The sequence below is a fragment of the Sporosarcina sp. P7 genome (genome assembly GCF_002743425.1).
Lineage (GTDB): Bacteria > Bacillota > Bacilli > Bacillales_A > Planococcaceae > Sporosarcina.
The window spans coordinates 473857-498083 of the sequence record NZ_PDZF01000001.1 but is presented as its reverse complement, the minus strand read 5'-3'; the positions used below and the strand labels follow the sequence as shown (position 1 = coordinate 498083).

The following is a 24227-nucleotide window of genomic DNA, read 5'->3' as shown; positions in this document are numbered from 1 at the left end:
CGGTCACGTACCTGAGTACGCTCCCTCCTTCTCTCCTTCATCTCCTAGTACTTCACTACATCTTGTCAGTCAGTAAAATGAAAATTCGATTAGCTCGAGTTTCATTTGCTGGCATCAATTAAGATACTCATTTTTTGTTTGTGTCACCGTTAGGTGCACAAACTGTATTTCGTTAACGTTTTGCTGTTCAGTTTTCAAGGTTCATTCGGTTGGCCTCTCGTAAGAGACAACTTTCTAATATTAACATCTCATCAATTTGTTGTCAACACTTTTACTTAAAAAGTTTTTCTTGTTAAGTTTGATGTTTTCGCGACTGCTTGATACGACGCTTATAAATATACCACCGCGTTTATAGGAATGCAAGCCTTTTTATTAATTCTTTTAAATAGATATTGAAAACCGCGTACCTACAACGATACGCGGATATGAAGTTACTGTATTACCGTAGTGTAATAGCCCCGTACCCGCTCGATCTTCTTCATTTCCCATATCATTTACTAAGTTATTATATTAAAAAGTCTTAACAATAGAGATTTTTCTATTAGATGATAGATCAACATGTGTGCCTGTATCTAGTATCTTAACAATGGGACGTAAGGGGAAATCACGGTGCAAATAAATGACCTCCGCTATTTCGTCAGTCGTCAGTTTTACTTTTGTTCCAATGGACAGCTTGTTGATCAATTCATGGAGTACTTCAATTACCTTCATATCAAACTTGCCAAACTCTTCTTCCCTCATTAACTCGATTACTTTAAATGAACTCTCCTTCTGTCTGTATGGCCGCTCGGATGCCATAGCGTGGTACACATCTGCCACTGACAGTATTTGAGAGATTTCTGTTATCTCCTGTCCTTTTAGTCCCCTCGGATAACCACTACCGTCAAAACGCTCATGATGCTGCAGGATTGCTACTTTCATTTCCTGACGTACCAATGGAGAGTCGTTGACCATTTGAAAACTGTGAATGACATGTTTTTTTACTTCACTTAACTCTTCACTTGTCAGGAAAGCCACTTTATCAATAATCTTCTCATCAATTTTCGCCATACCACTGTCTGCCAGTACGCCTGCTATACCAATTTGTAGCACTTGCCCTCTTGGATACCCCATTGCTTCACTTATCAAGGCCGCTAGAATGCCCACACTGATGGAGTGATGTGCACGATAGTTTTGCAATGTAGCAAACCCATTTAGTCTTCTGACATATTCCTTATTCTCCAAAAATGCTTGAATCAAAGGTAAAACAATTGTACGAACTGCCGCAACATCTAATTTTTTGCCAGATCTATAGCTGACAAATTCTTTTCTGTATGATTCTACCGCTTCATCGTATAGCGCTTCCAAAGATCTAAATTTTTTGGGGGCGCTTTGGCTCATCAACTTTTCTACCTCTGGAGTTAGTTTTACATCAGTCACTTGCTCTACCGATTCTTGTTCTATCTTACTGAGTGCCTTTGACTCGACCAGCACGCGTGTAATGTCAAATGAATGGAGAATTTCAAAATGCTCTAGCATTAACTTAGTGCCTTTCGCCATTATTGGATTTCTTGTATTAACGTAGAGATCCTCTTTTAGAAAACTACCCGGTCTTAATTCACTAACCTCTTTGTAAACATCCAATGTTTTCACCTATTTTCCTCTTCGCTCTATCTATTATCATATAATATTCTCAATTATATGGATAGATATCTGAGTAAATCTCCTACCAAAAGCAAAAAAGTTATTGAAGTGACGTATAACGCCCCTTCAATAACTTTTCTTTAGTCCTCTGTGTCTGTCTCTGGTTGTTGTTCTTCAGTTACTTCCAAGTGGTCTTCTAGTTCATCGTCCAACTCATCTTCAAGGTCATCATCCTTTTCTACCTTTGCGACCGTTGCTACACGTTCATCATCAGCCAATCGAATGAGTCGTACGCCTTGTGTAGATCGACCAAATATAGAGATATCGCCAATTGACATACGGATTAAGATTCCGTGAATCGTTATTAACATCAAGTCCTCTTCTCCGTTAACCGATTTCATCGCAACAATAGCACCATTTCGATCCGTCATATGCATTGTTTTCAATCCATAACCGCCACGTGATTGGGAGCGGTATTCACTTTCAGGTGTGCGCTTACCGTATCCTTTTTCCGTAACTACAAGAATATCGTCTCCTGCTTCTACGATATCCATGCCAATTACTTCATCCTCTTGACGCAATCTAATACCACGTACACCGGCGGCGGTTCTGCCGAGCGGACGGATACTTTCTTCATCAAAGCGAATCATCATGCCGTGTTTGGTACAGATCGCAATATCTGACGTGCCATCAGTTGATCTAACGGAGATCAGTTCGTCATCTTCACGCAATCCTAAAGCTATCAGGCCGTTTGCACGAATATTGGCATAATCCATTATCGACGTACGTTTAATAACACCTTGTCTTGTTGAGAAGAATAAATAATGATCTTCAGTAAACTCGTCAATCGGAATCATTGCTGTAACCTTTTCACCTTTTTGGAAGTCAAGTAGGTTAATGATCGGCAATCCCTTGGCAGTTCGGCTGTATTCAGGAACTTCATAGCCTTTTTTACGGAATACACGGCCTCTGCTCGTAAACAGTAAAATTGTGTCATGCGTGGAGGTATTTAGTAGATGCTCTACAAAGTCATCTTCATTCGTGCCCATGCCTTGGATTCCACGACCACCACGTCTCTGACTGCGATACGTATTGGCTGGTAGACGCTTAATATACCCTTGGTGAGTTAATGTCACAATGGAGTTTTCCACTGGAATCAAATCTTCATCTTCGAGCATTTCGGAACCGCCAAGCATAATCTCCGTTCGACGTTCGTCGGCAAAACGCTCTTTAATTTCATTCAATTCTTCACGGATTATCTCAATCAGTTTTAGCTCATCCGCTAAAATTGCACGTAATTCAGCAATAAGTGTCAGCAACTCTTGATATTCGGACTCAATTTTGTCTCGTTCTAGTCCAGTCAAACGTTGCAAACGCATATCAAGAATAGCTTGGGACTGGCGATCAGATAACTCGAATGTCTCCATTAAGTTCGCTTTCGCTTCAGCCGTTGTTTTGGATGCACGGATTAGTGCAATGATCTGATCGATATGATCAAGCGCTATACGTAATCCTTCCAAGATATGTGCACGGTCCTCCGCTTTGTTCAAATCAAATTGTGTACGACGGCGAATGACTACCTTCTGGTGTTCTAAGTAATGGTATAGAATTTCTTTCAATGACAATACTTTTGGTTGCTTGTCTACCAGTGCTAGCATATTGATCCCAAAACTAGTCTGCAAGGCAGTTTGTTTATACAGATTGTTCAACAATACGTTGGCATTGGCATCCCGCCGTACTTCAATAACAATACGCATACCTGTACGGTCTGATTCATCTGCTAAGTGTGTGATACCGTCAATCTTCTTATCACGCACAAGCTCTGCAATTTTTTCAATTAACTTAGCCTTATTCACTTGGAAAGGAATTTCATTGACAATAATTGTTTCACGACCATTTGCAGCCGTCTCTATTTCCGCCCTACCGCGGATGATCAGTGAACCACGACCTGTTTCATAAGCGCGACGAATGCCACTACGGCCGAGAATTATACCGCCAGTTGGGAAATCGGGGCCTGGAATGATTTCCATTAATTCTTCGGTTGTGATTGCGCTATTCTCTGCCAAAGCAAGTACAGCGTCAATCGTTTCACCAAGGTGATGAGGTGGGATGTTTGTTGCCATACCTACGGCAATTCCCGATGTACCATTTACCAACAAATTCGGATAACGACCTGGCAAGACAGCAGGTTCTTTTTCCTGCTCATCATAGTTTGCTTGGAAGTCGATCGTATTTTTATTGATATCACGCAACAATTCCATCGCGATACGCGACATACGTGACTCTGTATAACGCATTGCAGCTGCTCCGTCACCATCAACAGAACCAAAGTTACCGTGTCCATCTACTAGCATGTAGCGATAACTGAAATCTTGAGCCATCCGTACCATCGTGTCATATACCGCACTATCACCATGCGGGTGGTACTTACCAATAACGTCCCCTACGATACGTGCTGACTTTTTATGCGGTTTTTCCGCAGTGATACCCAAATCATGCATAGCATACAAAATGCGGCGATGTACGGGCTTTAAACCATCTCGAACATCTGGAAGGGCACGAGAAACGATTACGCTCATCGCATAGTTTAGAAATGAGGTCTTCATTTCTGTATTGATATTTATTTCCTGCACTCCGCCTTTTGGCAAATCTGCCATGTTGTCATGCTCCTTTCACCACTTACATCTATAAGTTCAGTCATTGCTTTATAAGCCGTTTACGATTCATCAAGTATCAATGTTTTGCACGTAAACTGCATTATCTTCAATGAACTTTCTGCGTGGCTCTACTTCATCGCCCATTAATTCTTCAAACGTTTCATTTGCTTCCACTGCATCATCCATACGGACCTGCAAGAATGTGCGTTTATCAGGATCCATTGTTGTTTCCCATAGTTGCTCGGGATTCATCTCACCTAAACCTTTGTATCGCGTGATATCTGGTTTCGGCGAGGCGGGCATACTGCTCAGGATCTCCTGCAATGCTTCTTCATCATAACAATACTCTTCTCTTTTTCCTGAGCGCACACGATAAAGTGGCGGCTGAGCAATATATACGTAACCTGCTTCAATTAGCGGACGCATGAAACGGAAGAAGAAGGTTAATAATAACGTACGAATATGGGCACCATCAACGTCGGCATCTGTCATGATGACAAGCTTATGGTAACGAGCTTTATCCAAGTTAAATTCGGGACCAATCCCTGTACCGAGTGCCGTAATGATCATACGAATCTCTGCGTTTCCAAGAATACGGTCCAAACGTGCTTTTTCGACATTGAGAATTTTTCCTCGTAATGGCAAGATCGCCTGAAAGTGACGATCACGACCATTCTTCGCCGATCCTCCGGCAGAATCACCCTCAACAATATACAACTCACTGATAGCTGGATCCCTTGAAGAGCAATCTGATAGTTTCCCTGGTAAACTCGAGATTTCCAACGCTGATTTTCGACGTGTCAATTCACGGGCGTTCTTCGCAGCCATACGTGCTCTTGCCGCCATCGTACTCTTGCCAACTACCTGACGCGCTACTACTGGATTTTCAATTAAGAAACGTTGCAGCGCTTCGGAAAACAATGAATTCGTAATGGTGCTGACTTCTGAGTTACCCAATTTCGTTTTTGTTTGGCCTTCAAATTGAGGATCAGGGTGCTTGATTGAGACGATAGCCGTCAGTCCTTCACGCACGTCGTCTCCCGTCAGATTGTCTTCTGACTCTTTCAATAAGCCATTTTTACGTGCATAGTCGTTAATCACGCGAGTTAATGCAGTTTTGAAGCCTTGCTCGTGTGTTCCACCTTCATACGTATGAATATTATTAGCAAATGACAATAAGTTTTCACCGTAGCCGCTGTTGTATTGCATAGCGACCTCAACGGTAATACCATCGCGTTCGCCTTCAATGTAAATGGGGTCTTCAAAAATCGGCTCTTTTTTTTCATTCAAATGCTGGACATAGGATTTAATCCCACCTTCATAGTGAAACACTTCGGATACAGGTTCTTCGCCACGTTCATCGGTAATGGTAATACGCAGACCACGGTTCAAGTAGGCAAGTTCACGCAAACGTGTTGCTAATATGTCGTACTCGTATACCGTTGTTTCGGTAAAGATCTCGGGATCCGCCTTGAAACGAATTGTAGTGCCGGTCTCATCCGATTCACCAATGACTTCAAGCTCCTTTGAGACAGGGCCTCTAGAAAACTCAATTGCATATAATTTTTTATCCACTTTAACGTAGACTTCTGTCTTCTCTGACAAAGCATTGACGACTGAAGATCCTACGCCGTGCAAACCGCCAGAAACTTTATATCCACCACCGCCGAACTTACCCCCTGCGTGGAGTACAGTCATGATGACTTCAACAGCTGGTCTACCCGTTGATTCCTGAATGCCTACTGGAATTCCACGACCATTATCGGATACCTTAATCCAGTTATCTTTCTCTATCGTTACTTCAATATGGTCACAATAACCTGCGAGAGCTTCGTCGATACTATTGTCTACAATTTCCCATACGAGATGATGAAGCCCTTTTGCACTCGTTGTCCCAATATACATACCAGGACGTTTACGGACAGCTTCAAGGCCTTCCAACACTTGTATCTGACTCGCATCATAAGCTGTCTGCATATCCTTTTCTTCCATTGCCAAGGTTTTCACCTTTCCTTTCCAAAACTATCAAACCACAACCAATTATTCTCTCTGCGAAACGTATCCGTCATGCACTTCAAAAATGGCTGCTTCCTGGATCGTATTATGATCTATTCCCGCGATATTGGTTGTCGTCACAAATGTTTGTACTTGTCCCTGCATAGTACTGAGCAAATGTGACTGTCGGTAATCATCCAATTCCGATAACACATCATCAAGCAATAAAATTGGAGTCTCGCCCACTTCTTGTTTTACTAACTCGATTTCCGCGAGTTTCAAAGAAAGGGCGGTCGTCCGTTGCTGCCCCTGCGAACCGAATGTCTGAATATCGTACCCATTGACAAAAAACTGCAAATCATCACGATGTGGACCTATCAATGTAAGTCCTCGTTCTAATTCGCGTCTTCGCACACTTTTTAACTGATCGGCAAAAATTGTCTCCATCTCTTCAGCAGTCTGCCCAGAATGTAGGTCTTTTAAAGTCCCATATGAAACTTCTAGTGTTTCAAGACCACGTGAAATTCCTTGATGGATCGGATTTGCCCACTTTTGTAGCAATTCCATAAAATAAAAACGCTTTCGAATAATTTGAACCGCCACTTGAATATACTGTTCCGTGTAAATATCGAACATAACATCTTGAAGATCCAATTTACCTCGATTTGCCTTTAACAAGGCATTCCGTTGCTTTAATATCTTTTGGAAATTGACCAAGTCGTGCAAATAGACTCTTGAGATCTGTCCAATTTCCATATCTAAAAAACGCCTGCGCAGCTGAGGGCTGCCCTTTACGATATTTAAATCTTCAGGCGCAAACATGACTACATTCATCTGGCCGACGTACATACTCAAACGGTTTTGTTCTAAATGATTGACTCTAGCCTTTTTTCCCTTTTTGGAAATCGTCAGCTCTAACGGCATATATCCAAATTTACGTTGGACATCCCCTTCTATTTTACCACACTCTTGTTCCCAACGTATAAGTTCACGATCATTAGATGTGCGATGAGATTTTGCCATCGCCAATACATAAATGGCCTCCATGACATTGGTTTTTCCCTGTGCGTTTTCACCGATCAATACATTCATCGTAGGCGAGAATTTTAATTCCAGGGACTCATAATTTCGATAGTTCGTTAGTTTAAGCCGATCAATATGCATCCGACTGTCCAGATTCATCCGCTGACAGTTTGAATTTTCCTGCACCCGGAATATTTACTACATCTCCGTCATATAATTTCTTACCTCGTCGTTGTTCTGGCTCACCGTTTACGTAAACAATGTTTTCACCTAAAAACCATTTAGCCATTCCGCCTGAGCTAATAACATTCGTCATTTTTAATAATTGGCCTAGCGTTATATATTCTGTATCAAACTGTACTGTCTCCATTTTTAATTCAATCCCTCATAAAATATTCTGTCCCTCTAGTTTACCTAACTTTTTGCAATAAGTAAAAAGGTAGCCAACATGTTGACTACCTTATTGCGAGATATTTTCTTTAGTTACGGATTAAAACGTTCTAACCGGTAAAATTAATTGTAGAATGGCTTCGCTATCAATTGACTTCAAGATGAACGGACGCATGCTGCCAGTGAAGTGAATCTTTAGATCTTGGCCATCAATTGCTTTCAAGGCATCCATCATATATTTCGCGCTGAAAGAGATTTTCAAAGGTTCACCTTCGATATGCACAGCTTCTACCAACTCTTCTACATTTCCGACGTCTGGCGAGTTAGAAGAGATTTGCACATGTGGACTACCGTCTGTTGAGAAGTGCACGATATTATTCCGATCTTCACGAGCTAATAAAGATGCACGATCAATCGCTTGCAATAAATTACGTCCATTTATCGTAATGGATGTTTTGTATTCAGTGGGAATTAGACGTGATGTGTCAGGGTAATTCCCCTCCAATAGTCTTGAATAGAACAAGACATTATGGAGCTTGAATAATACTTGTTGATTCGCAATAAAAATTTCTACTGTCGTAGCGTCGTCAGGCAATATTTTGCTTAGTTCCTGAAGACTTTTTCCTGGAATAACTGCATTAAATGGCGAGCTTGCTTGAATCTCGGGTGTCACGATCCTTCTGGCCAATCTATGACTATCCGTTGCGATACAGTAAAGCTCTTGCTCTTTCATAATCCATTGAACACCTGTCAGAACTGGACGGGTCTCTTGTTGGGATACTGCAAATACCGTCTCTCTAATAAGTGATTTCATCAAGTCAGCAGGCATTTCAAAACGCTCCGCATCTTTTACATCGGGCAATATAGGATATTCATCAGCACTTTGGGCAATAATATGAAATTCGGACTGTCCAGAACGAATATGTGTTTTCATTCCGTCACGTAACTCAACCATCACTTCATTCGTTGGTAGTTTGCGAATAATCTCGTTAAAGACCTTTGCTTGTAACACTAAAGTGCCTGGTTGGATCATTTGAATAATCTGTGTGCCGTCTTCTTCTGCTGGTATGAAAGTGGATATCGTAATATCTGAATCACTTCCAGTCATCGTCAATCCCTTTTCAGTAATTTCTAATTTGATACCTGTCAAAATAGGCGTTGTCACTTTTGAACTGATTGCTTTGACAACATCGCTTAATCCATCCAATAATCTATCTCTCATAATTTCAAACTGCATATCGATACCTCGCTTATATAATAAGAATTAAGTAATTAAATATAGTAGTAATAGTAGTAGGGCCTGTGGATATGTGGAAAAGCCTTTCAAATGTATGAGAGTCATAGTTTCCCACATGTGCATAACAAGTGGATGAGCTTGCACTACTTGTCCACAGTTATCCACAGTTCATTAGGCTCTTCCTAAAACCTTTTTAATATCCTGGACGTCTTGTAGCAATGCTTTGTCTTCGTCGAGCTGTTTGGAAATCTTCTCATGCGCATGAATAACAGTTGAATGATCACGACCGCCAAACTCTGAACCAATCTTCGGTAAAGAGGAGTCTGTCAGTTCTCTTGATAAATACATTGCAACTTGACGTGGGAATGCTATAGCTCGGGTCCTTTTTTTCGCTACAAAGTCTTCCAACCTAATGTTAAAGTGCTCTCCGACAGCCTTTTGGATGTCTAGAATGGATATAATACGCGGACGGGAATTTGGAATAATATCTTTTAATGCCTCGGCCGCCAAATCAGTAGTGACATCTGCATTTACTAGTGAAGAGTAAGCGACGACACGGATCAGCGCCCCTTCAAGTTCTCTAATATTGGTGTCAATTTGGTTAGCAATGTACAACATGACGTCGTTTGAAATGTCGATTAAACCATCTGCCTTCGCCTTTTTACGTAGTATTGCAATTCTCGTTTCAAGATCAGGCGGTGCAATGTCTGTAATCAGTCCCCATTCAAAGCGGGAACGTAAACGATCTTCCAGTGTAGGGATCTCTTTTGGTGGACGATCACTGGAAATGATAATTTGCTTTGATTCTTCATGCAAAGTATTAAATGTATGGAAGAACTCTTCCTGCGTTTGTTCTTTTCCAGCTATGAATTGAATATCGTCAATTAACAGGACGTCTACACTGCGGTAACGGTCTCTGAAATCCCCGGCTTTATTGTCTCGTATGGAGTTAATAAATTCATTCGTGAATTTTTCAGATGATAAATACACAACTTTCAATGCAGGATTTTGCTCCAGTACATAATGACCGATTGCATGCATTAAGTGTGTCTTTCCCAACCCGACTCCTCCATATATAAAGAGCGGATTATAGGCTTTGGCAGGTGCTTCAGCAACTGCTAATGAAGCTGCATGCGCAAAGCGATTACCGGACCCAATAACGAACGTGTCAAAGGTATACTTCGGATTTAGCATTCCAGCCGAGTTGGCCATTGGTGTTTTTTCTACTGGTTTTGGCTGTGTTTTTGGCAATTTAATATCGTTCTCTGCCACGTCTTGCGGAACAATAAACTCAACGATTCGATCTTCACCTGTCAGTTCGGATAAAATCCCCGTGATTAAATGGACGTAATGCGTTTCAAGCCAATCTTTGGCGAATGAGTTTGGAACAGAAATAGTTGCGTGTTCTGCTTCATACGTTAGCAATTTAGTCGACTTTAACCACGTTTCAAAACTAGGCTTCGAAACCCTAGCTTCAATATTCTTTAATACTTGCTCCCATAAACCTGATAGATTTTCCAATCGTGCGCCTCCTTTACAATGAAATATTAAAAAGCCCGGAATCCGCTTATGCACAGTATCCAGGGCTGTGGATAAAAATTATCGAAAAGTGTTGAAAAAACTATCCACACTGTATTCACATATGTGGATAAGATTTTAGTTATAAAATGTATACACAACAAAAGCTTTTTAATTGTAACAGGGAAACTGATTATTGACAAGGAGTCTGATGATTTATGCACAATCCCATTAACTGTGCATAAAGTGGTTATCCACAGGCCTGAATATGTGAAAAACTTGTCGACAATTGCCGGATTAAAAAATCCACAATTTTAGTCGTGAACAATTCATCCAGAATAAAACATTCTACTTCTGTGGATAAGTTTTTAGTGAAAGTGAAAGTTATTACAAGTGGATCCCAAACGAAGGAATAGAAAAGCTTTGACATTCTTTTACTGAATCGCTATACTATTCAAGACTGTCACAGTAGGAAAAGAGACAATCAAAGCAGGAGGTGTCTTACGAAATGAAACGTACATTCCAACCAAATAAACGTAAACGCGCTAAAGTCCACGGCTTCCGCCAAAGAATGAGTTCGAAAAACGGCCGTAGAATCTTAGCAGCTCGTCGTCGTAAAGGAAGAAAAGTTCTTTCAGCATAAGGCCACTGACATCAGTGGTCTTTTTTTTAGCTATTCGTGCGATTCGAAAAGAATAGTGGGTCTCTTCCATAATAGCTGATCAGTAGATTACGACGGTAGAAAATTAAAGCAGGTGTTATTGTGAAAAAAAGCCAGCGAATAAAAAAAAATAAAGAATTTCAAACGGTATTTAAAAAAGGAAAGTCCTTTGCTAACCGACAGTTTATTGTCTATACCTATAAGAAGGAAGACCAGCAAGAGTTCAGAATTGGCCTATCCGTCAGCAAAAAGGTCGGTAATGCTGTCACGCGTAACAGGATTAAGCGCTATATTCGACAGTCGTTTCTGGAAATGAATGATGAGATCAAGCCTGATCTAGATTATGTTATTATCGCAAGAAATCAAGCCGCCACGCTTGATTTCCATACGGCCAAAAAAAATCTGAGACATGTTCTAAAAATTGCAAAAGTCTTTAAGTGAAATCAAAGCTCTACCTAGATATAGAACGATTAAAGACATCATGTTACACTGAAAAAAACTTTTATAATGATCTTGCGACTGTTTGGGGGAAAAAACATTGAAAAAGAAATTAGTGTTCCTTTCACTACTTGTTGTAGTTGCCGTCTTTATGGCAGGTTGTTCGGAATTCCAAAAGCCAATTACGGCAGAGAGTACGGGAATTTGGAACGAATATATTGTTTGGCCACTTGTTACATTGATTATGAAATTCAAATCCTGGCTCGGAACTTATGGACTAGCCATTATCGTCGTTACAGCAATTATTCGTACTGCATTGCTTCCATTGATTATTCAACAAACGAAAAGTTCGAAGCGTATGCAGGAATTACAGCCAAAACTAAAAGCATTGAAAGAGAAATATAAATCAAAAGATGCTGTCACACAGAAAAAGTACCAAGAGGAAATGCAACAGATTATGATCAACGAAAAGATCAATCCCGTTGCAGGATGTCTACCAGTTATCATTCAGATGCCAATATTTATTGGTTTCTACCACGCCATCAGCCGGATGAATGCCACACCAACGATTGAGTTAGGTAACTTCCTAGGCGTTGCACTTGGTTCACCAAGTATTTTATTTGCTATCATCGCTGGATTGTTCCAATTAACGGTTCTACGTACAGGACCTGCAATGGATAACCCACAAATGAAGATGATGATGTACATCATGCCATTTATGATCATGGTATTCGGTTCATTCTTACCGGCAGCTCTTGCTTTATACTGGATCGTCGGAAATATCATTTCACTGCTCCAAAACATTTTCATTTACAAGCCGTTCGATAAACCAAAAAACGTCGAAGTAGTGAAAGCAGGAGGGAAAAAGAAATGAAACAACTTACACAAAGGGCAGCAACCGTTGAGCTAGCTATAGAATCAGCTTTACAGGACCTAGGTGTAACAAAAGATCAAGTAGAGGTACAGGTAGTGGAAAACGGCAGGAAAGGTTTTCTTGGTTTTGGCGTAAAACAAGCAGAAGTCCTGGTAACCGTCCTAGAGAAATCAGAGCCAGAGCCTAAACTTCATGTCACACGAGTAACTGAACCAGCACAGACGCTTACAGATGAAAGTGAAATATTAGCCTCCGTTACTGAAACACAGGAAGTGGTTCAGCAGCCTGAAACTAAAGCTGAGCAATCGGAACACGTCGTGGATACAAAGGAAATTACAAGAGTACAGGAAACCAACATCCACAATGAAAAAGATGCTATTGAAGAAACGAAGCAGTACATTGAGGACATGGCCAAAGAAATGGGCATTGAAGACTTGGTGATTACGTGCGAAACCAAAGGGAAGTACATCAACTTCCAGCTTGAAAGTAATAAAGCCGCATTCTTAATAGGTAAAAGAGGGCAAACGCTTAATGCAATCCAGCAATTAGCGCAACTCGTAGCCAATAAAGCAACAAAACAATTCAAAATTGTTAGAGTAAATGTTGCAGATTACCGTGAGCGCCGCGAGCAATCGCTCGAGCAACTGGCAGATCGGATGGCGGACCGTGCAGTACGTACAAAACGTCAGGTTGCGCTTGAACCTATGCCTTCCTACGAGAGAAAAGTCATCCATAATGCGTTGTTACTCAGACTCGATATTGAGACATTCTCGGAAGGAAAGGACCCATACCGACACATCGTCATTAAAGGAATCGAATAAGACTAATCCCGCAGAGGTTTTCTGCGGGTTTTTTTATTGTCATCGAAAATATGGAAAACTATTTAGTAAGTATAATGCGTTACGCGTCTAACTAAGGTACACCTTATGGTACTTCAAATTCCAACCTAAAATCACATCCATTTCCCGGATTATTTTCCCCATCCCACATTTTTCTTTAAGAAACTTTCTACACTAGAAAGCTTGAAACGACAGTGTTCTTTGTCGACTGCTAGCACATGATAAATTACCATGACGCTTAGTTCAAAATTCCTGAATTTATCCACACGTTTTAAATTCGCGTGCTAGGAGATTCCGACGATTTATGATAATATAGGTTGTTAGAAAGTAGTATTCGCTATAAAAGATATGCACATGTGCACAACAAAGCCAGGAAGGTGAAAAACTTGCATTTTGATACGATAGCCGCCATTTCCACTCCCATGGGAGAAGGAGCGATTGCCATCGTTCGTCTGAGCGGCGATGAAGCATGGAAGATTGCAGACCGTATATTTCAGTCACCGGCAGCCAAACCACTCTGCGAACAACCATCGCACACAATTCATTATGGACATTTGCACGATCCCGCCACTGAAGAGTTAGTGGAAGAAGTCATGGTGTCAATCATGAAAGCACCAAAGACTTTCACGCGCGAAGACATAGTGGAGATTAACTGTCACGGAGGCATCACTTCCGTCAATAGGGTTCTCCAATTAGTATTGACGGAGGGGGCTAGATTAGCAGAACCCGGCGAGTTCACTAAACGAGCATTTCTTAATGGTCGAATTGATTTATCCCAGGCTGAAGCCGTTATGGATTTGATCAGGGCCAAAACAGATAAGGCCATGAACGTTGCGCTCAATCAAATGGAGGGGAAACTATCTCATTTGATCGGTGAATTACGACAGGCGCTACTCGAGACACTTGCACAAGTGGAAGTTAATATAGATTACCCAGAGTATGATGATGTAGAAGAAGTGACGATTCCTTTGATGGTTGAAAAAGGAACGTGGGTAATGAATCAAATTGATGATTTATTGCGTACATCACAGCAAGGAAAGATCTTACGTGAAGGATTATCTACCGTAATTGTTGGACGTCCGAACGTTGGAAAGTCATCGTTACTCAACAGCTTAGTGCAAGAAAACAAAGCGATCGTTACTGATGTCGCGGGTACTACCCGTGATATTATAGAAGAGTATGTCAACGTTCGTGGAGTTCCTTTGCGTCTTGTCGATACTGCAGGAATCCGGGAGACGGAAGACATTGTCGAGCGGATTGGTGTGGAACGTTCAAGGAAGGTATTGAAAGAAGCGGATCTCATTCTATTGATGGTTAATAATTCTGAGGCGTTAACAGACGAAGATGAACGGTTATTTGAAGCCGTTGCCGGTATGGATATGCTTGTCATCGTCAATAAAACAGATTTACCAGCAAAGATTGATCTAGAGCGAGTCTATGAAGTCGCAGGAAGAGATCGCGTGATTACTACTTCTATATTGCAAGAGCAAGGTATTAATGAGTTGGAAGAAGCGATAGCTGCACTGTTCTTCGAAGGTTCATTGGAATCCAATGACCTGACGTATGTATCCAATGCCCGTCATATTTCGTTACTAAAACAAGCACGCAATACGATTGACGATGCGGTACAAGCAGCGCAGGTAGGTGTTCCTATTGACATGATTCAAATAGACGTAACACGTACATGGGAAATTCTCGGTGAAATCATCGGAGATACCGTTCAAGATAGTTTAATTAAAGAGTTGTTCTCGAAGTTCTGCCTCGGAAAATAATGATTTTATAAATGGGAAGGATGAACGAACATGCCACAATTTGAAGCAGGCACGTTCGATTGTATCGTCATTGGAGCTGGACACGCAGGCGCAGAAGCAGCCTACGCATCAGCCAAGATGGGCGCATCGACATTAGTTTTAACAATGAATTTAGACATGATTGCTTTCATGCCATGTAATCCTTCATTAGGAGGGCCTGCAAAAGGTATCGTAGTGCGTGAAATAGATGCACTTGGCGGCTTGATGGCAAAGGTCATAGATAAAACGCATATTCAAATGCGTTTATTGAACACAGGGAAAGGCCCGGCAGTGCGTGCTTTGCGTGCACAAGCGGATAAAGTACTATATCAACAAGAAATGAAGCGGATACTGGAAGAGGAACCGAATTTGACAATTCGTCAAGCGGTTGTCGAGCAGTTAATCGTCGAAGAAGATGAAATAAAAGGCGTAGTGACACAGATCGGTGCAATTTTCCGTGCAAAGACTGTCATTATTACAACAGGTACATTTTTACGCGGTGAGGTTATCATTGGAGATCTAAAATACTCTAGTGGGCCGAATAATCAAATGCCATCCATCAAACTGGCGGAACATCTGCAGGAACTTGGTCTACAGACGGTTCGATTTAAAACAGGAACCCCTCCACGTATCAACAGCAATACAATTGATTACAGCAAGACAGAGATTCAGCCGGGAGACGACGTGCCGCGTTCGTTCAGTTATGAAACAACGGAATACATTATGGATCAACTACCGTGTTGGTTAACGTATACCACTCCGGAAACACATGAAATCATCAATGAAAATCTTCATTTATCTCCGATGTATTCGGGTATGATTAAAGGAAAAGGACCAAGTTACTGTCCGTCTATTGAAGATAAAATTGTACGTTTTGCGGACAAGTCGCGTCACCAGATTTTTCTAGAGCCTGAAGGTCGTAATACAAGAGAAGTATATGTGCAGGGATTGTCGACAAGTCTTCCAGAGCATATACAGCATCGCCTAATTGCGAGCGTACCGGGACTTGAGAAGGCTGAAATGATGCGTGCTGGTTATGCAATTGAGTACGATTCTATAATTGCGACACAACTATGGCCAACGTTGGAAACGAAAAAAATTAAGAATTTGTACACGGCTGGCCAAATTAACGGAACTTCGGGATATGAAGAAGCCGCGGCACAAGGATTGATGGCCGGAATTAATGCAGCGTGCAACGTACTTGGCAAGGAAGAAGTCGTTCTTGGACGTAGTGATGCGTATATTGGCGTACTAATTGATGACTTGGTCACTAAAGGTACGAGTGAACCGTATCGTCTTCTGACGTCACGAGCGGAATATCGCCTCTTGCTTCGTCATGATAATGCCGATATGCGTCTGACGGAAATTGGTTACCAAAATGGAATGATTAGTGAAGAGCGCCACACGAAATTTTTGGCAAAGAAAGCACAAATCGAAGCGGAAATTAATCATTTACGCAAGGTAACTGTGAAACCAACCGAAGAAATCCAAGAAATTATTGCTGAAGTCAATGGAACGGCACTTCGTGAACCTATGAAAGCGGCTGATTTACTGAAGCGGCCGGAAATGAGGTATAGCGAATTGTGTAAAGTAGTCCCACCTCTTGAAAAAATTAACGAAGAAGTGGCGGAACAAGTGGAAATTTTCATTAAGTATGAAGGATACATCGAAAAGTCCATGCAGCAAGTAGCAAGGATGAAAAAGATGGAGAATAAACGGATTCCAGAGAACATTGATTATGATGCAATTTCAGGCATTGCGAAAGAAGCAAAGGCAAACCTTAAAGAGGTACAGCCATTGTCGATTGCGCAGGCATCACGTATTTCGGGTGTCAATCCAGCAGATATCTCCATCTTGCTTGTCTATATTGAACAAGGAAAAATTGCGAAAGTATCCGGTTGAGTCTTTGACTGGCGCTTTGTAGCGTCAGTCTTTTTGAAAAGGAATGAGAACATGACAGAAGAACAATTTTACGAGGCTCTGCAAGAGAAAGGCTTTCTGTTGTCGGATGCACAGAAGCAACAATTCAAACGCTATTTTGAAGTACTGGTTGAGTGGAATGAAAAAATGAACTTGACGGCAATTACGGATGCACCTTCCGTATATCTAAAGCATTTCTATGATTCCATTACAAGTGCATTTTACGTGGACTTCATAAAATATGAATCTGTTTGCGACGTAGGTGCCGGCGCGGGGTTTCCAAGTATCCCGTTGAAGATTATCTATCCACACTTACACGTGACGATTGTAGATTCATTGAATAAACGTATTACATTTTTAAATCACTTGGCGGGGGAGTTAAAGCTTGAAAATGTGGCATTCGTCCATGCAAGAGCAGAAGAATTTGGTCGTAACCCAAAGTACCGTGAACAGTTTGATGTGGTGACTGCACGCGCAGTAGCACGGTTATCGGTATTATCAGAACTTTGTATTCCGCTCGTCAAACAAGGAGGACTTTTTGTTTCTATGAAAGGTGCAGCCGCATCTGAAGAAATGAAAGATGCTACTCGAGCTGTAAAATTACTTGGGGCAGTTTTACAGAATGAACATGAATTTCTATTACCGGAAGAGGATAGTGAACGTCATATCTTTGTATTTGAAAAGAAAAAGCAGACACCTAAGAAATATCCTAGAAAACCAGGCGTGCCTAATAAAACACCGATTACAGCAAACTAACTGTGGGAAATGTTTCACGTGAAACAATTTTATAGAAGAGTAAAAGGGAATAGTTTCGAAAAGGTGGTGTAGAGGTTGAAAAGTACTTTTTCGCGTTTTTTTGGTGGGGGAGAAAAGATGACTACAATAGAAGAAGTAAAAGTTCATCATCTGGAGAAGGTAGCACAAATTGCAATTGATTTAATTACACCGAATCAATACCAGCCGCGGGCAATTTTTAATGAAGAAAAAATTGAAGAACTTGCTAGAACCATTCATACACATGGCGTTATTCAACCCATTGTTATTCGAACAAAAGAAGATGGATCATACGAAATCATCGCAGGGGAACGAAGATTTCGGGCAATGCGTAAGCTTGGTTGGACGGAAGTACCGGCAATTGTGCGTGACTTAGATGATAAAGAAACAGCCTCGATTGCATTAATTGAGAACTTGCAACGTGAAGAACTAACGGCAATTGAAGAAGCGCATGCCTATGAACGTTTGCTAGAGTTACATGAATTAACACAAGAAGCATTGGCGCAACGTCTTGGTAAAGGACAGTCTACAATTGCAAATAAGATGCGTTTGTTGAAGTTACCTGAACCTGTTCAAACAGCAATTTTACAAAAAAAGATATCTGAACGTCATGCACGTGCATTATTACCGTTAAAAGAACCCACTCTTCAGATGGAAGTGCTGGAAGAAATTAAAATAAATCAATATAATGTTAAGGATTTGGAAGCTAGGATTAAAGAAATATTATTTCCAACGGAATCGGTTGAGAAAGTGCAGCCTGCGAGAAGACGTGGGCCTCGACAAAAAGCTGTGAGTAGGGATATTCGTATTGCAGTGAACACCTTGCGAGAATCTCTTGCACTGATATCCAAGAGCGGGATTGAAGTAGCCGCCGAGGAAGTGGATTCTGAAGAATACTACACGATTACGGTGAAAATATGTAAAAAGTGACGAATGGAAACTCTTGCTGACTAACTAGCAAGAGTTTTCTTATATATCAATAGAGTTCATCCAGTGAAGATGATAAACTGAAATAGACCACATAGAACATATTCTTTGTCAGGAATTTCAAACATAGGTAACCACGAGTAAAACTTTGGTATACTAGTAAGACAAACGAAATAGGAAAGAAAGCAGGTGCAAGAGTGGGTAAGATTATTGCTATAGCAAATCAAAAAGGCGGAGTCGGAAAAACGACGACTTCTGTAAACTTAAGTGCATGCCTTGCCCATTTAGGCAAAAAAGTGCTCTTAATTGATTCCGATCCACAAGGAAATGCGACGAGCGGGGTCGGTGTGAATAAAGGTGATGTACAGGACTGTATTTATAATATGTTAATTGATGATGTGCCAGTACGTGAAGTTATTCTACCAACGGAAATTGAAAATCTTGAAATTGTACCTGCTACCATTTCACTTGCGGGAGCTGAAATTGAGCTAGTCTCTACGATATCACGTGAGGTTCGTATGAAACACGCAATTCAAGACATTAAAGATGACTACGACTATGTCATTATTGACTGTCCTCCATCTCTTGGCCTTTTAACGTTGAACGCATTGACGGCTTCGGATTCAATCATAATTCCTGTACAGTGTGAATACTATGCGCTCGAAGGACTTAGTCAACTGCTTAGTACGATCCGCCTGGTTCAAAAACATCTAAATGAAGCACTTTATATTGACGGGGTACTATTGACGATGTTTGATGCCCGGACCAATTTAGGCATACAAGTTATTGAGGAAGTAAAGAAATACTTCCAAGACAAAGTGTATACAACAATCATTCCCCGTAACGTTCGGTTAAGTGAAGCGCCAAGTCATGGTAAGCCGATTATATTATATGATCCACGATCCAAAGGTGCGGAAGTTTATTCAGAGCTGGCAAAGGAAGTGGTGGAGAATGAGTAAAGGTCTAGGTAAGGGTCTTAATGCATTATTTCCTCGTGAGACATTGGAAAAAGTAGAGCTTTTACGTCTAAAGAGCATTAAAGTCAATCCATATCAGCCACGTAAAGAATTCAATGAAGTGGCGTTGAATGAATTAAGTGAGTCAATTAAGGAACACGGTGTACTACAACCAATCATCGTGCGAAGTGTAGGGACGCAGTATGAAATTGTTGTAGGGGAAAGAAGATTCCGTGCTTCTGAACTGGCAGGAAAAAAAGAGATTCCGGCAGTCGTACGAGATCTAACAGATGAACAGTCTATGGAAATGGCCATTCTTGAAAACTTGCAGCGTGAAGACTTATCTCCAATTGAAGTAGCGGAAGCATACCAAAGTTTAATGGAAAGTCTGAAGCTAACACAAGAGCAACTAGCCTTTAGACTTGGCAAGAGTAGACCGCACATTGCCAACCACATTCGTTTACTCGCGTTACCAGAGAAAGTTTTGAAAGACATTTCCCACGGAATACTTTCAATGGGACATGGTCGTACACTTCTCGGGTTGCGTAAAAAGGAGCAAATCTTAGCTATTGCCGAAAAAACCAAGACGGAAGGGTTGAATGTCCGTCAATTGGAAAAATTGGTTCAACAATTAAATGAAGATGTTCCACGTGAAACTAAGAAAGAAAAGAAAAAAGATATATTTATTGAAGCACAGGAAAACACATTGCGTGAACAATTCGGTACAAATGTAACGATCAAGAAAACGAAGAAAAAAGGTAAAATTGAAATCGAGTTTCACTCGGATGAAGACTTTGAACGTATTCTTGAATTATTGAACGCCGAGTGATGACACACAAACCTATTTTGCTTTCATTGCAAAATAGGTTTTATTCTTGAAAAGAACTTGGACGTGACTATATGATATTGTTTGGTTCGCTATTTAATGTATTTACGATTATTATCGGTACATTAATCGGTAGGTTTTTATACGGAATACCGGAACGTATGAAAGAAACCATCATGTACGGAATAGGAATGGCCGTAGTGGCAATTGGTTTACAAATGTCATTTGAAACGACACAAATTGTCATTGTCATTCTTAGTATTGTGATCGGCGCAATCCTCGGTGAATGGATTGATCTCGATCAAAAAGTTAATCAATTGGGACGATGGATTGAAGGAAAGTTACCGGCTAAAAGGGAAGGACAGGGAATTGCACAAGGATTCGTTACGGCTACGTTGTTTTTTTGTGTAGGTTCCATGGCAATCATTGGAGCTATTGATAGTGGTCTCCGTAATGATCACAACGTTTTAATCATGAAAGGCATATTAGACGGATTCACTTCCATCATCTTTAGTTCTACATTAGGTATTGGTGTAGCGTTTGCTACCGTCCCTCTATTGATTTACCAAGGAAGTATAACCTTTCTTGCTACCATCCTCAGTCGATTTGTCCCAGATGAATTAATGCAGTTATTCATTTCTGAAATGACAGCTACAGGTGGCTTGATGATTGCAGCAATCGGATTAAATCTAATCGGCTTGACTAAAATCCGAGTAGCTAATTTTATCCCAGGTATTGCGGTAGTTGCGGTCATCGTAACGATTGTATATGCTTTTTGACGGCTGCCGATGATGTGCTAATTGTAAGGCTCGACCAATCATACGACTCATTTCAAATGGCAGATGAAGACGAGTACTTTGTAAAACGGCTTGCTCCATGAAACCACTAACATTGACAATTCCTTTAACTGACACATCACCCACTAAGGGAAGTTCTTTACCCACGGCTTTCCCTGGTGCAATAGGACCGCTATGAAACAATAGGTCTCCAACCGCGTCCTTCTTACTTAGGCAGGCATCGATCGCTACTACAAAAGCATCGGGGTATAATGACTTTGTGAGCTCAATGCGTTGTTGTAGATTAAGGGCGTGCAATGGCTCTTGTAACGTGCCAACTACTGTATATGGGAATAGGCTTAGCTCTGATAAGTAGGAGCCTGTCAAAGGACCGAGAGAGTCGCCAGTGGAACGATCAGTTCCGATACAATAAAAAATGATGGGTTGTTGTTTAAAAGGGATATGTTGCATGAAATAAGAACTTAATTTCCACACGACACCGGTTTCTTTACTAGAAAGACGGTAATGATAAGAAGAGGGTTCAGCTGTATACATAGGGCGACACCTATCCTTTGTGTTGTATTTACGCTGAAATGTATTCTGCGCAGGTATTGCTGTGCAGTATATCCTCAGGGGTAAGGGTTTATACGAAAGGAGGATTTCTTTCAATGGCATCAACTTCTACTACACAAGAAGAAGTGAAAGAAAACCTGGAAGTTTTAGACGAAGCAGTTCGACAGGTAAAAGGAACTTTATTTGACGCAGATTTCTGGCTCGGCACTGGATTCTTTGCTATTCGCATTTTTTTAATTATTGTCGTAGCAAGTATCGTGGTAAAAGTTGGACAAGTATTAATTCGTCGATTTTTCGCCATTAAGCTAAAAAGTCCTATGCGTAAGACAGAGCGACGTGAGAAAACTATGATTAAACTGTTGGAAAATGCATTGAAATACATTGTCTATTTTTCTGCTATATTGGCCGTTTTGACGGAATTTAAAATAGACGTAAAAGGCCTTCTTGCGGGTGCGGGTGTGCTAGGTCTTGCCGTCGGTTTTGGAGCCCAGAGTTTAGTAAAGGATGTCATATCTGGATTCTTCATCATTTTTGAAGATCAATTTGGAGTAGGAGATTATGTGCGTATTAATTCAGGTGAAGGAACCGTCATGGAAATCGGGCTTCGCACAACGAAGATTGCATTGTACGGCGGTGAATTATATACAGTACCTAACGGTCAAATAGGCGAAGTCATTAATTACTCTGTCACGAATTCAATGGTCTTACTTGATCTGGCGTTATCTTATGAAACGGATATTGATCATGCAGAAGAATTAATCAAAGAATTCCTTAAAAAGTTACCAAAAGAACGTTATTCAGAAGTTATCGGAGTACCAGAGGTGTTAGGCGTACAAAGTATGGAACCCTCAAGAATCTTGTTACGTATTGCCGCAGAAACAGAGCCAGTTGCTAATTTTGGAGTAGGTCGTAAACTTCGACAGGACTTAAAGAAATTTATGGATTTGAATGGAATTGAAATGCCTTATCCACGAATGGTGATACGTGAAGAACAGAGGGAAGGAGATTCACACAATGGCGACCAAAGAATTTAACTTACATGATGTGGTAGAGATGAAGAAACAGCACCCGTGTGGAACAAATGCTTGGAAAATCATCCGAATGGGCGCGGATATTCGCATTAAATGTGAAGGCTGTGGACACAGCGTTATGATTCCGCGTAATGAGTTTGCTAAGAAGATGAAAAAGATTCTACTGAAGAACGAGTCTTGAGAACACATGGACAATTTAGCGTATTGTCCTTATAATGAAGTGGTTGACTAACGAATAATGTAAGCTTTGGATAGATAAGAAAGGTGTGGGAATAATGGCGTTAACGGCTGGGATTGTAGGTCTTCCGAACGTGGGAAAATCAACTTTATTTAATGCAATAACAAAAGCAGGAGCAGAGGCGGCGAACTATCCGTTCTGTACGATTGACCCAAACGTAGGAATAGTTGAGGTGCCAGATGAGCGTTTGGACAAATTGACTGAGCTCGTCACACCGAAAAAGACAGTTCCAACTGCATTCGAATTTACTGATATTGCGGGAATTGTAGAAGGTGCAAGTAAAGGCGAAGGTCTTGGTAACAAGTTCCTTTCACATATTCGAGAAGTAGATGCGATTTGTCAGGTAGTCCGTTGTTTTGTAGATGAAAACATTACACACGTGTCAGGGAAAGTAAATCCAATTGATGATATCGAAGTCATTAACTTGGAATTGATCTTGGCAGATATGGAAAGTGTAGATAAGCGTTTAGCGCGTGTTTCCAAGATGGCGAAACAAAAAGACAAAGAGGCAATGGTCGAAGAGCCAATTTTACTGAAGTTACGTGATGCATTTGAAAATTCAATGGCAGCTCGTTCAGTTGATTTGACGGATGATGAGCTACAAGTCGTTAAAGGTATGCATCTATTAACGATTAAACCAATGTTATATGTAGCGAACGTTTCAGAAGATGAAATTGCAGATGCAGACAATAATCCCTACGTACAACAGGTTCGTGACTTTGCAGAGAAGGACAATGCGGAAGTAATCGTAGTTTGTGCGAAGATCGAAGAAGAGATGGCTGAGCTTGAAGATGATGAGAAGGAAATGTTCCTTGAAGAGCTAGGCATCAAAGAATCCGGTCTTGATCAGTTGATTAAAGCAACTTACAATTTACTTGGATTTGCTACGTACTTCACAGCGGGTGTGCAAGAAGTTCGTGCATGGACATTCCGCAAGGGCATGAAAGCACCACAATGTGCTGGAGTAATTCATACCGACTTCGAACGTGGATTTATCCGTGCAGAAACAGTAGCATACGACGACTTAGTCGAGCATGGTTCCATGACAGCAGCAAAAGAGGCTGGCAAGGTTCGTTTGGAAGGTAAAGAATATGTCGTTAAAGACGGAGACGTCATGTTGTTCCGTTTCAACGTATAATACAAAAGGCTGATTCTCCATGT

General features: G+C 41.0%; 22 protein-coding genes. 14 read left to right on the top strand and 8 right to left on the bottom strand.

What is annotated here, in order from left to right; translation table 11 throughout:
* Positions 1–510: 510 nt before the first annotated feature.
* The 7 genes from CSV60_RS02605 to dnaA all read right to left on the bottom strand — a co-directional run bounded on the left by CSV60_RS02605 (position 511) and on the right by dnaA (position 10446).
* Positions 511–1632: an HD-GYP domain-containing protein gene (locus CSV60_RS02605; protein ID WP_099635890.1), complete on the bottom strand. Its 1122-nt coding sequence runs from the start codon at positions 1630–1632 to the stop codon at positions 511–513.
* 131 nt (positions 1633–1763) lie between these two features.
* On the bottom strand, positions 1764–4280 hold the full coding sequence (gene gyrA, locus CSV60_RS02600; RefSeq protein WP_099635889.1) for a DNA gyrase subunit A: 2517 nt from the start codon (positions 4278–4280) through the stop codon (positions 1764–1766).
* Between the two features lie 69 nt (positions 4281–4349).
* Positions 4350–6272, bottom strand: a complete 1923-nt coding sequence (gene gyrB / locus CSV60_RS02595) for a DNA topoisomerase (ATP-hydrolyzing) subunit B (protein ID WP_233189518.1) — start codon at positions 6270–6272, stop codon at positions 4350–4352.
* Between the two features lie 48 nt (positions 6273–6320).
* Positions 6321–7439 (bottom strand): DNA replication/repair protein RecF, encoded by a 1119-nt coding sequence (gene recF / locus CSV60_RS02590; protein ID WP_099635887.1) that lies wholly within the window; start codon positions 7437–7439, stop codon positions 6321–6323.
* The gene (gene yaaA / locus CSV60_RS02585; RefSeq protein WP_099632556.1) at positions 7429–7668 is read right to left on the bottom strand and encodes a S4 domain-containing protein YaaA; all 240 of its coding nucleotides are present in this window, start codon (positions 7666–7668) and stop codon (positions 7429–7431) included. The genes recF and yaaA overlap by 11 nt, the downstream gene beginning before the upstream one ends.
* A 120-nt stretch (positions 7669–7788) precedes the next feature.
* Positions 7789–8925, bottom strand: a complete 1137-nt coding sequence (gene dnaN, locus CSV60_RS02580) for a DNA polymerase III subunit beta (protein WP_099632557.1) — start codon at positions 8923–8925, stop codon at positions 7789–7791.
* Between the two features lie 171 nt (positions 8926–9096).
* Complete coding sequence (gene dnaA / locus CSV60_RS02575) at positions 9097–10446, bottom strand: chromosomal replication initiator protein DnaA (protein WP_099635886.1); 1350 nt, start codon at positions 10444–10446, stop codon at positions 9097–9099.
* Positions 10447–10951: 505 nt separating this feature from the next.
* Here dnaA and rpmH point away from each other — a divergent pair.
* The 11 genes from rpmH (at position 10952) to CSV60_RS02520 (ending at position 21227) form a co-directional block, all read left to right on the top strand.
* Positions 10952–11086, top strand: a complete 135-nt coding sequence (rpmH, locus tag CSV60_RS02570) for a 50S ribosomal protein L34 (protein ID WP_029054388.1) — start codon at positions 10952–10954, stop codon at positions 11084–11086.
* A gap of 120 nt (positions 11087–11206) precedes the next feature.
* Positions 11207–11545: a ribonuclease P protein component gene (gene rnpA, locus CSV60_RS02565; protein WP_099632559.1), complete on the top strand. Its 339-nt coding sequence runs from the start codon at positions 11207–11209 to the stop codon at positions 11543–11545.
* Between the two features lie 97 nt (positions 11546–11642).
* Positions 11643–12416, top strand: coding sequence for a membrane protein insertase YidC (gene yidC / locus CSV60_RS02560; protein WP_099635885.1), 774 nt, complete (start codon positions 11643–11645; stop codon positions 12414–12416).
* Positions 12413–13237: an RNA-binding cell elongation regulator Jag/EloR gene (gene jag / locus CSV60_RS02555; RefSeq protein WP_099635884.1), complete on the top strand. Its 825-nt coding sequence runs from the start codon at positions 12413–12415 to the stop codon at positions 13235–13237. The genes yidC and jag overlap by 4 nt, the downstream gene beginning before the upstream one ends.
* Before the next feature lie 404 nt (positions 13238–13641).
* Positions 13642–15027: a tRNA uridine-5-carboxymethylaminomethyl(34) synthesis GTPase MnmE gene (mnmE, locus tag CSV60_RS02550; protein WP_099632562.1), complete on the top strand. Its 1386-nt coding sequence runs from the start codon at positions 13642–13644 to the stop codon at positions 15025–15027.
* Positions 15028–15057: 30 nt separating this feature from the next.
* A complete protein-coding gene (mnmG, locus tag CSV60_RS02545) occupies positions 15058–16947 on the top strand; it encodes a tRNA uridine-5-carboxymethylaminomethyl(34) synthesis enzyme MnmG (protein ID WP_099632563.1) in 1890 nt (629 codons plus the stop codon).
* A gap of 51 nt (positions 16948–16998) precedes the next feature.
* Complete coding sequence (gene rsmG / locus CSV60_RS02540) at positions 16999–17721, top strand: 16S rRNA (guanine(527)-N(7))-methyltransferase RsmG (protein ID WP_099635883.1); 723 nt, start codon at positions 16999–17001, stop codon at positions 17719–17721.
* A gap of 75 nt (positions 17722–17796) precedes the next feature.
* On the top strand, positions 17797–18669 hold the full coding sequence (gene noc, locus CSV60_RS02535; RefSeq protein ID WP_099635882.1) for a nucleoid occlusion protein: 873 nt from the start codon (positions 17797–17799) through the stop codon (positions 18667–18669).
* A 194-nt stretch (positions 18670–18863) separates the two neighbouring features.
* Positions 18864–19625: a ParA family protein gene (locus tag CSV60_RS02530; RefSeq protein WP_099632566.1), complete on the top strand. Its 762-nt coding sequence runs from the start codon at positions 18864–18866 to the stop codon at positions 19623–19625.
* Complete coding sequence (locus tag CSV60_RS02525; RefSeq protein ID WP_099632567.1) at positions 19618–20451, top strand: ParB/RepB/Spo0J family partition protein; 834 nt, start codon at positions 19618–19620, stop codon at positions 20449–20451. The genes CSV60_RS02530 and CSV60_RS02525 overlap by 8 nt, the downstream gene beginning before the upstream one ends.
* A gap of 71 nt (positions 20452–20522) precedes the next feature.
* Positions 20523–21227 carry a DUF554 domain-containing protein gene (locus CSV60_RS02520; RefSeq protein WP_099632568.1) on the top strand — a complete coding sequence of 235 codons (705 nt, stop codon included), beginning with the start codon at positions 20523–20525 and terminating at the stop codon, positions 21225–21227.
* On the opposite strand, the gene yyaC is transcribed toward CSV60_RS02520, so the two are convergent.
* Positions 21138–21779: a spore protease YyaC gene (yyaC, locus tag CSV60_RS02515; RefSeq protein WP_099632569.1), complete on the bottom strand. Its 642-nt coding sequence runs from the start codon at positions 21777–21779 to the stop codon at positions 21138–21140. The genes CSV60_RS02520 and yyaC overlap by 90 nt on opposite strands.
* Before the next feature lie 113 nt (positions 21780–21892).
* On the opposite strand from yyaC, the gene CSV60_RS02510 reads away from it, so the two are divergent.
* From CSV60_RS02510 to ychF, 3 genes are all read left to right on the top strand, one after another.
* On the top strand, positions 21893–22831 hold the full coding sequence (locus CSV60_RS02510) for a mechanosensitive ion channel family protein (RefSeq protein ID WP_233189516.1): 939 nt from the start codon (positions 21893–21895) through the stop codon (positions 22829–22831).
* Entirely contained in the window at positions 22812–23009 is a 198-nt protein-coding gene (locus tag CSV60_RS02505; RefSeq protein WP_099632570.1) for a DUF951 domain-containing protein, read from the top strand. Before CSV60_RS02510 ends, CSV60_RS02505 begins: the two co-directional genes overlap by 20 nt.
* Positions 23010–23103: 94 nt before the next feature.
* Entirely contained in the window at positions 23104–24204 is a 1101-nt protein-coding gene (gene ychF, locus CSV60_RS02500) for a redox-regulated ATPase YchF (RefSeq protein WP_099632571.1), read from the top strand.
* The last annotated feature ends 23 nt before the right edge of the window (positions 24205–24227 follow it).

Excerpts from the sequence above, each read along its gene's own strand:
- CSV60_RS02510 (WP_233189516.1), top strand. The coding sequence starts at position 21,893 with ATGGCATCAACTTCTACTACACAAGAAGAAGTGAAAGAAAACCTGGAA.
- recF (WP_099635887.1), bottom strand. The coding sequence starts at position 7,439 with ATGCATATTGATCGGCTTAAACTAACGAACTATCGAAATTATGAGTCC.
- gyrA (WP_099635889.1), bottom strand. The coding sequence starts at position 4,280 with ATGGCAGATTTGCCAAAAGGCGGAGTGCAGGAAATAAATATCAATACA.
- CSV60_RS02520 (WP_099632568.1), top strand. The coding sequence starts at position 20,523 with ATGATATTGTTTGGTTCGCTATTTAATGTATTTACGATTATTATCGGT.
- jag (WP_099635884.1), top strand. The coding sequence starts at position 12,413 with ATGAAACAACTTACACAAAGGGCAGCAACCGTTGAGCTAGCTATAGAA.
- rsmG (WP_099635883.1), top strand. The coding sequence starts at position 16,999 with ATGACAGAAGAACAATTTTACGAGGCTCTGCAAGAGAAAGGCTTTCTG.
- yaaA (WP_099632556.1), bottom strand. The coding sequence starts at position 7,668 with ATGGAGACAGTACAGTTTGATACAGAATATATAACGCTAGGCCAATTA.
- CSV60_RS02505 (WP_099632570.1), top strand. The coding sequence starts at position 22,812 with ATGGCGACCAAAGAATTTAACTTACATGATGTGGTAGAGATGAAGAAA.
- dnaN (WP_099632557.1), bottom strand. The coding sequence starts at position 8,925 with ATGCAGTTTGAAATTATGAGAGATAGATTATTGGATGGATTAAGCGAT.
- CSV60_RS02525 (WP_099632567.1), top strand. The coding sequence starts at position 19,618 with ATGAGTAAAGGTCTAGGTAAGGGTCTTAATGCATTATTTCCTCGTGAG.
- rpmH (WP_029054388.1), top strand. The coding sequence starts at position 10,952 with ATGAAACGTACATTCCAACCAAATAAACGTAAACGCGCTAAAGTCCAC.
- mnmG (WP_099632563.1), top strand. The coding sequence starts at position 15,058 with ATGCCACAATTTGAAGCAGGCACGTTCGATTGTATCGTCATTGGAGCT.
- ychF (WP_099632571.1), top strand. The coding sequence starts at position 23,104 with ATGGCGTTAACGGCTGGGATTGTAGGTCTTCCGAACGTGGGAAAATCA.
- yyaC (WP_099632569.1), bottom strand. The coding sequence starts at position 21,779 with ATGTATACAGCTGAACCCTCTTCTTATCATTACCGTCTTTCTAGTAAA.
- gyrB (WP_233189518.1), bottom strand. The coding sequence starts at position 6,272 with ATGGAAGAAAAGGATATGCAGACAGCTTATGATGCGAGTCAGATACAA.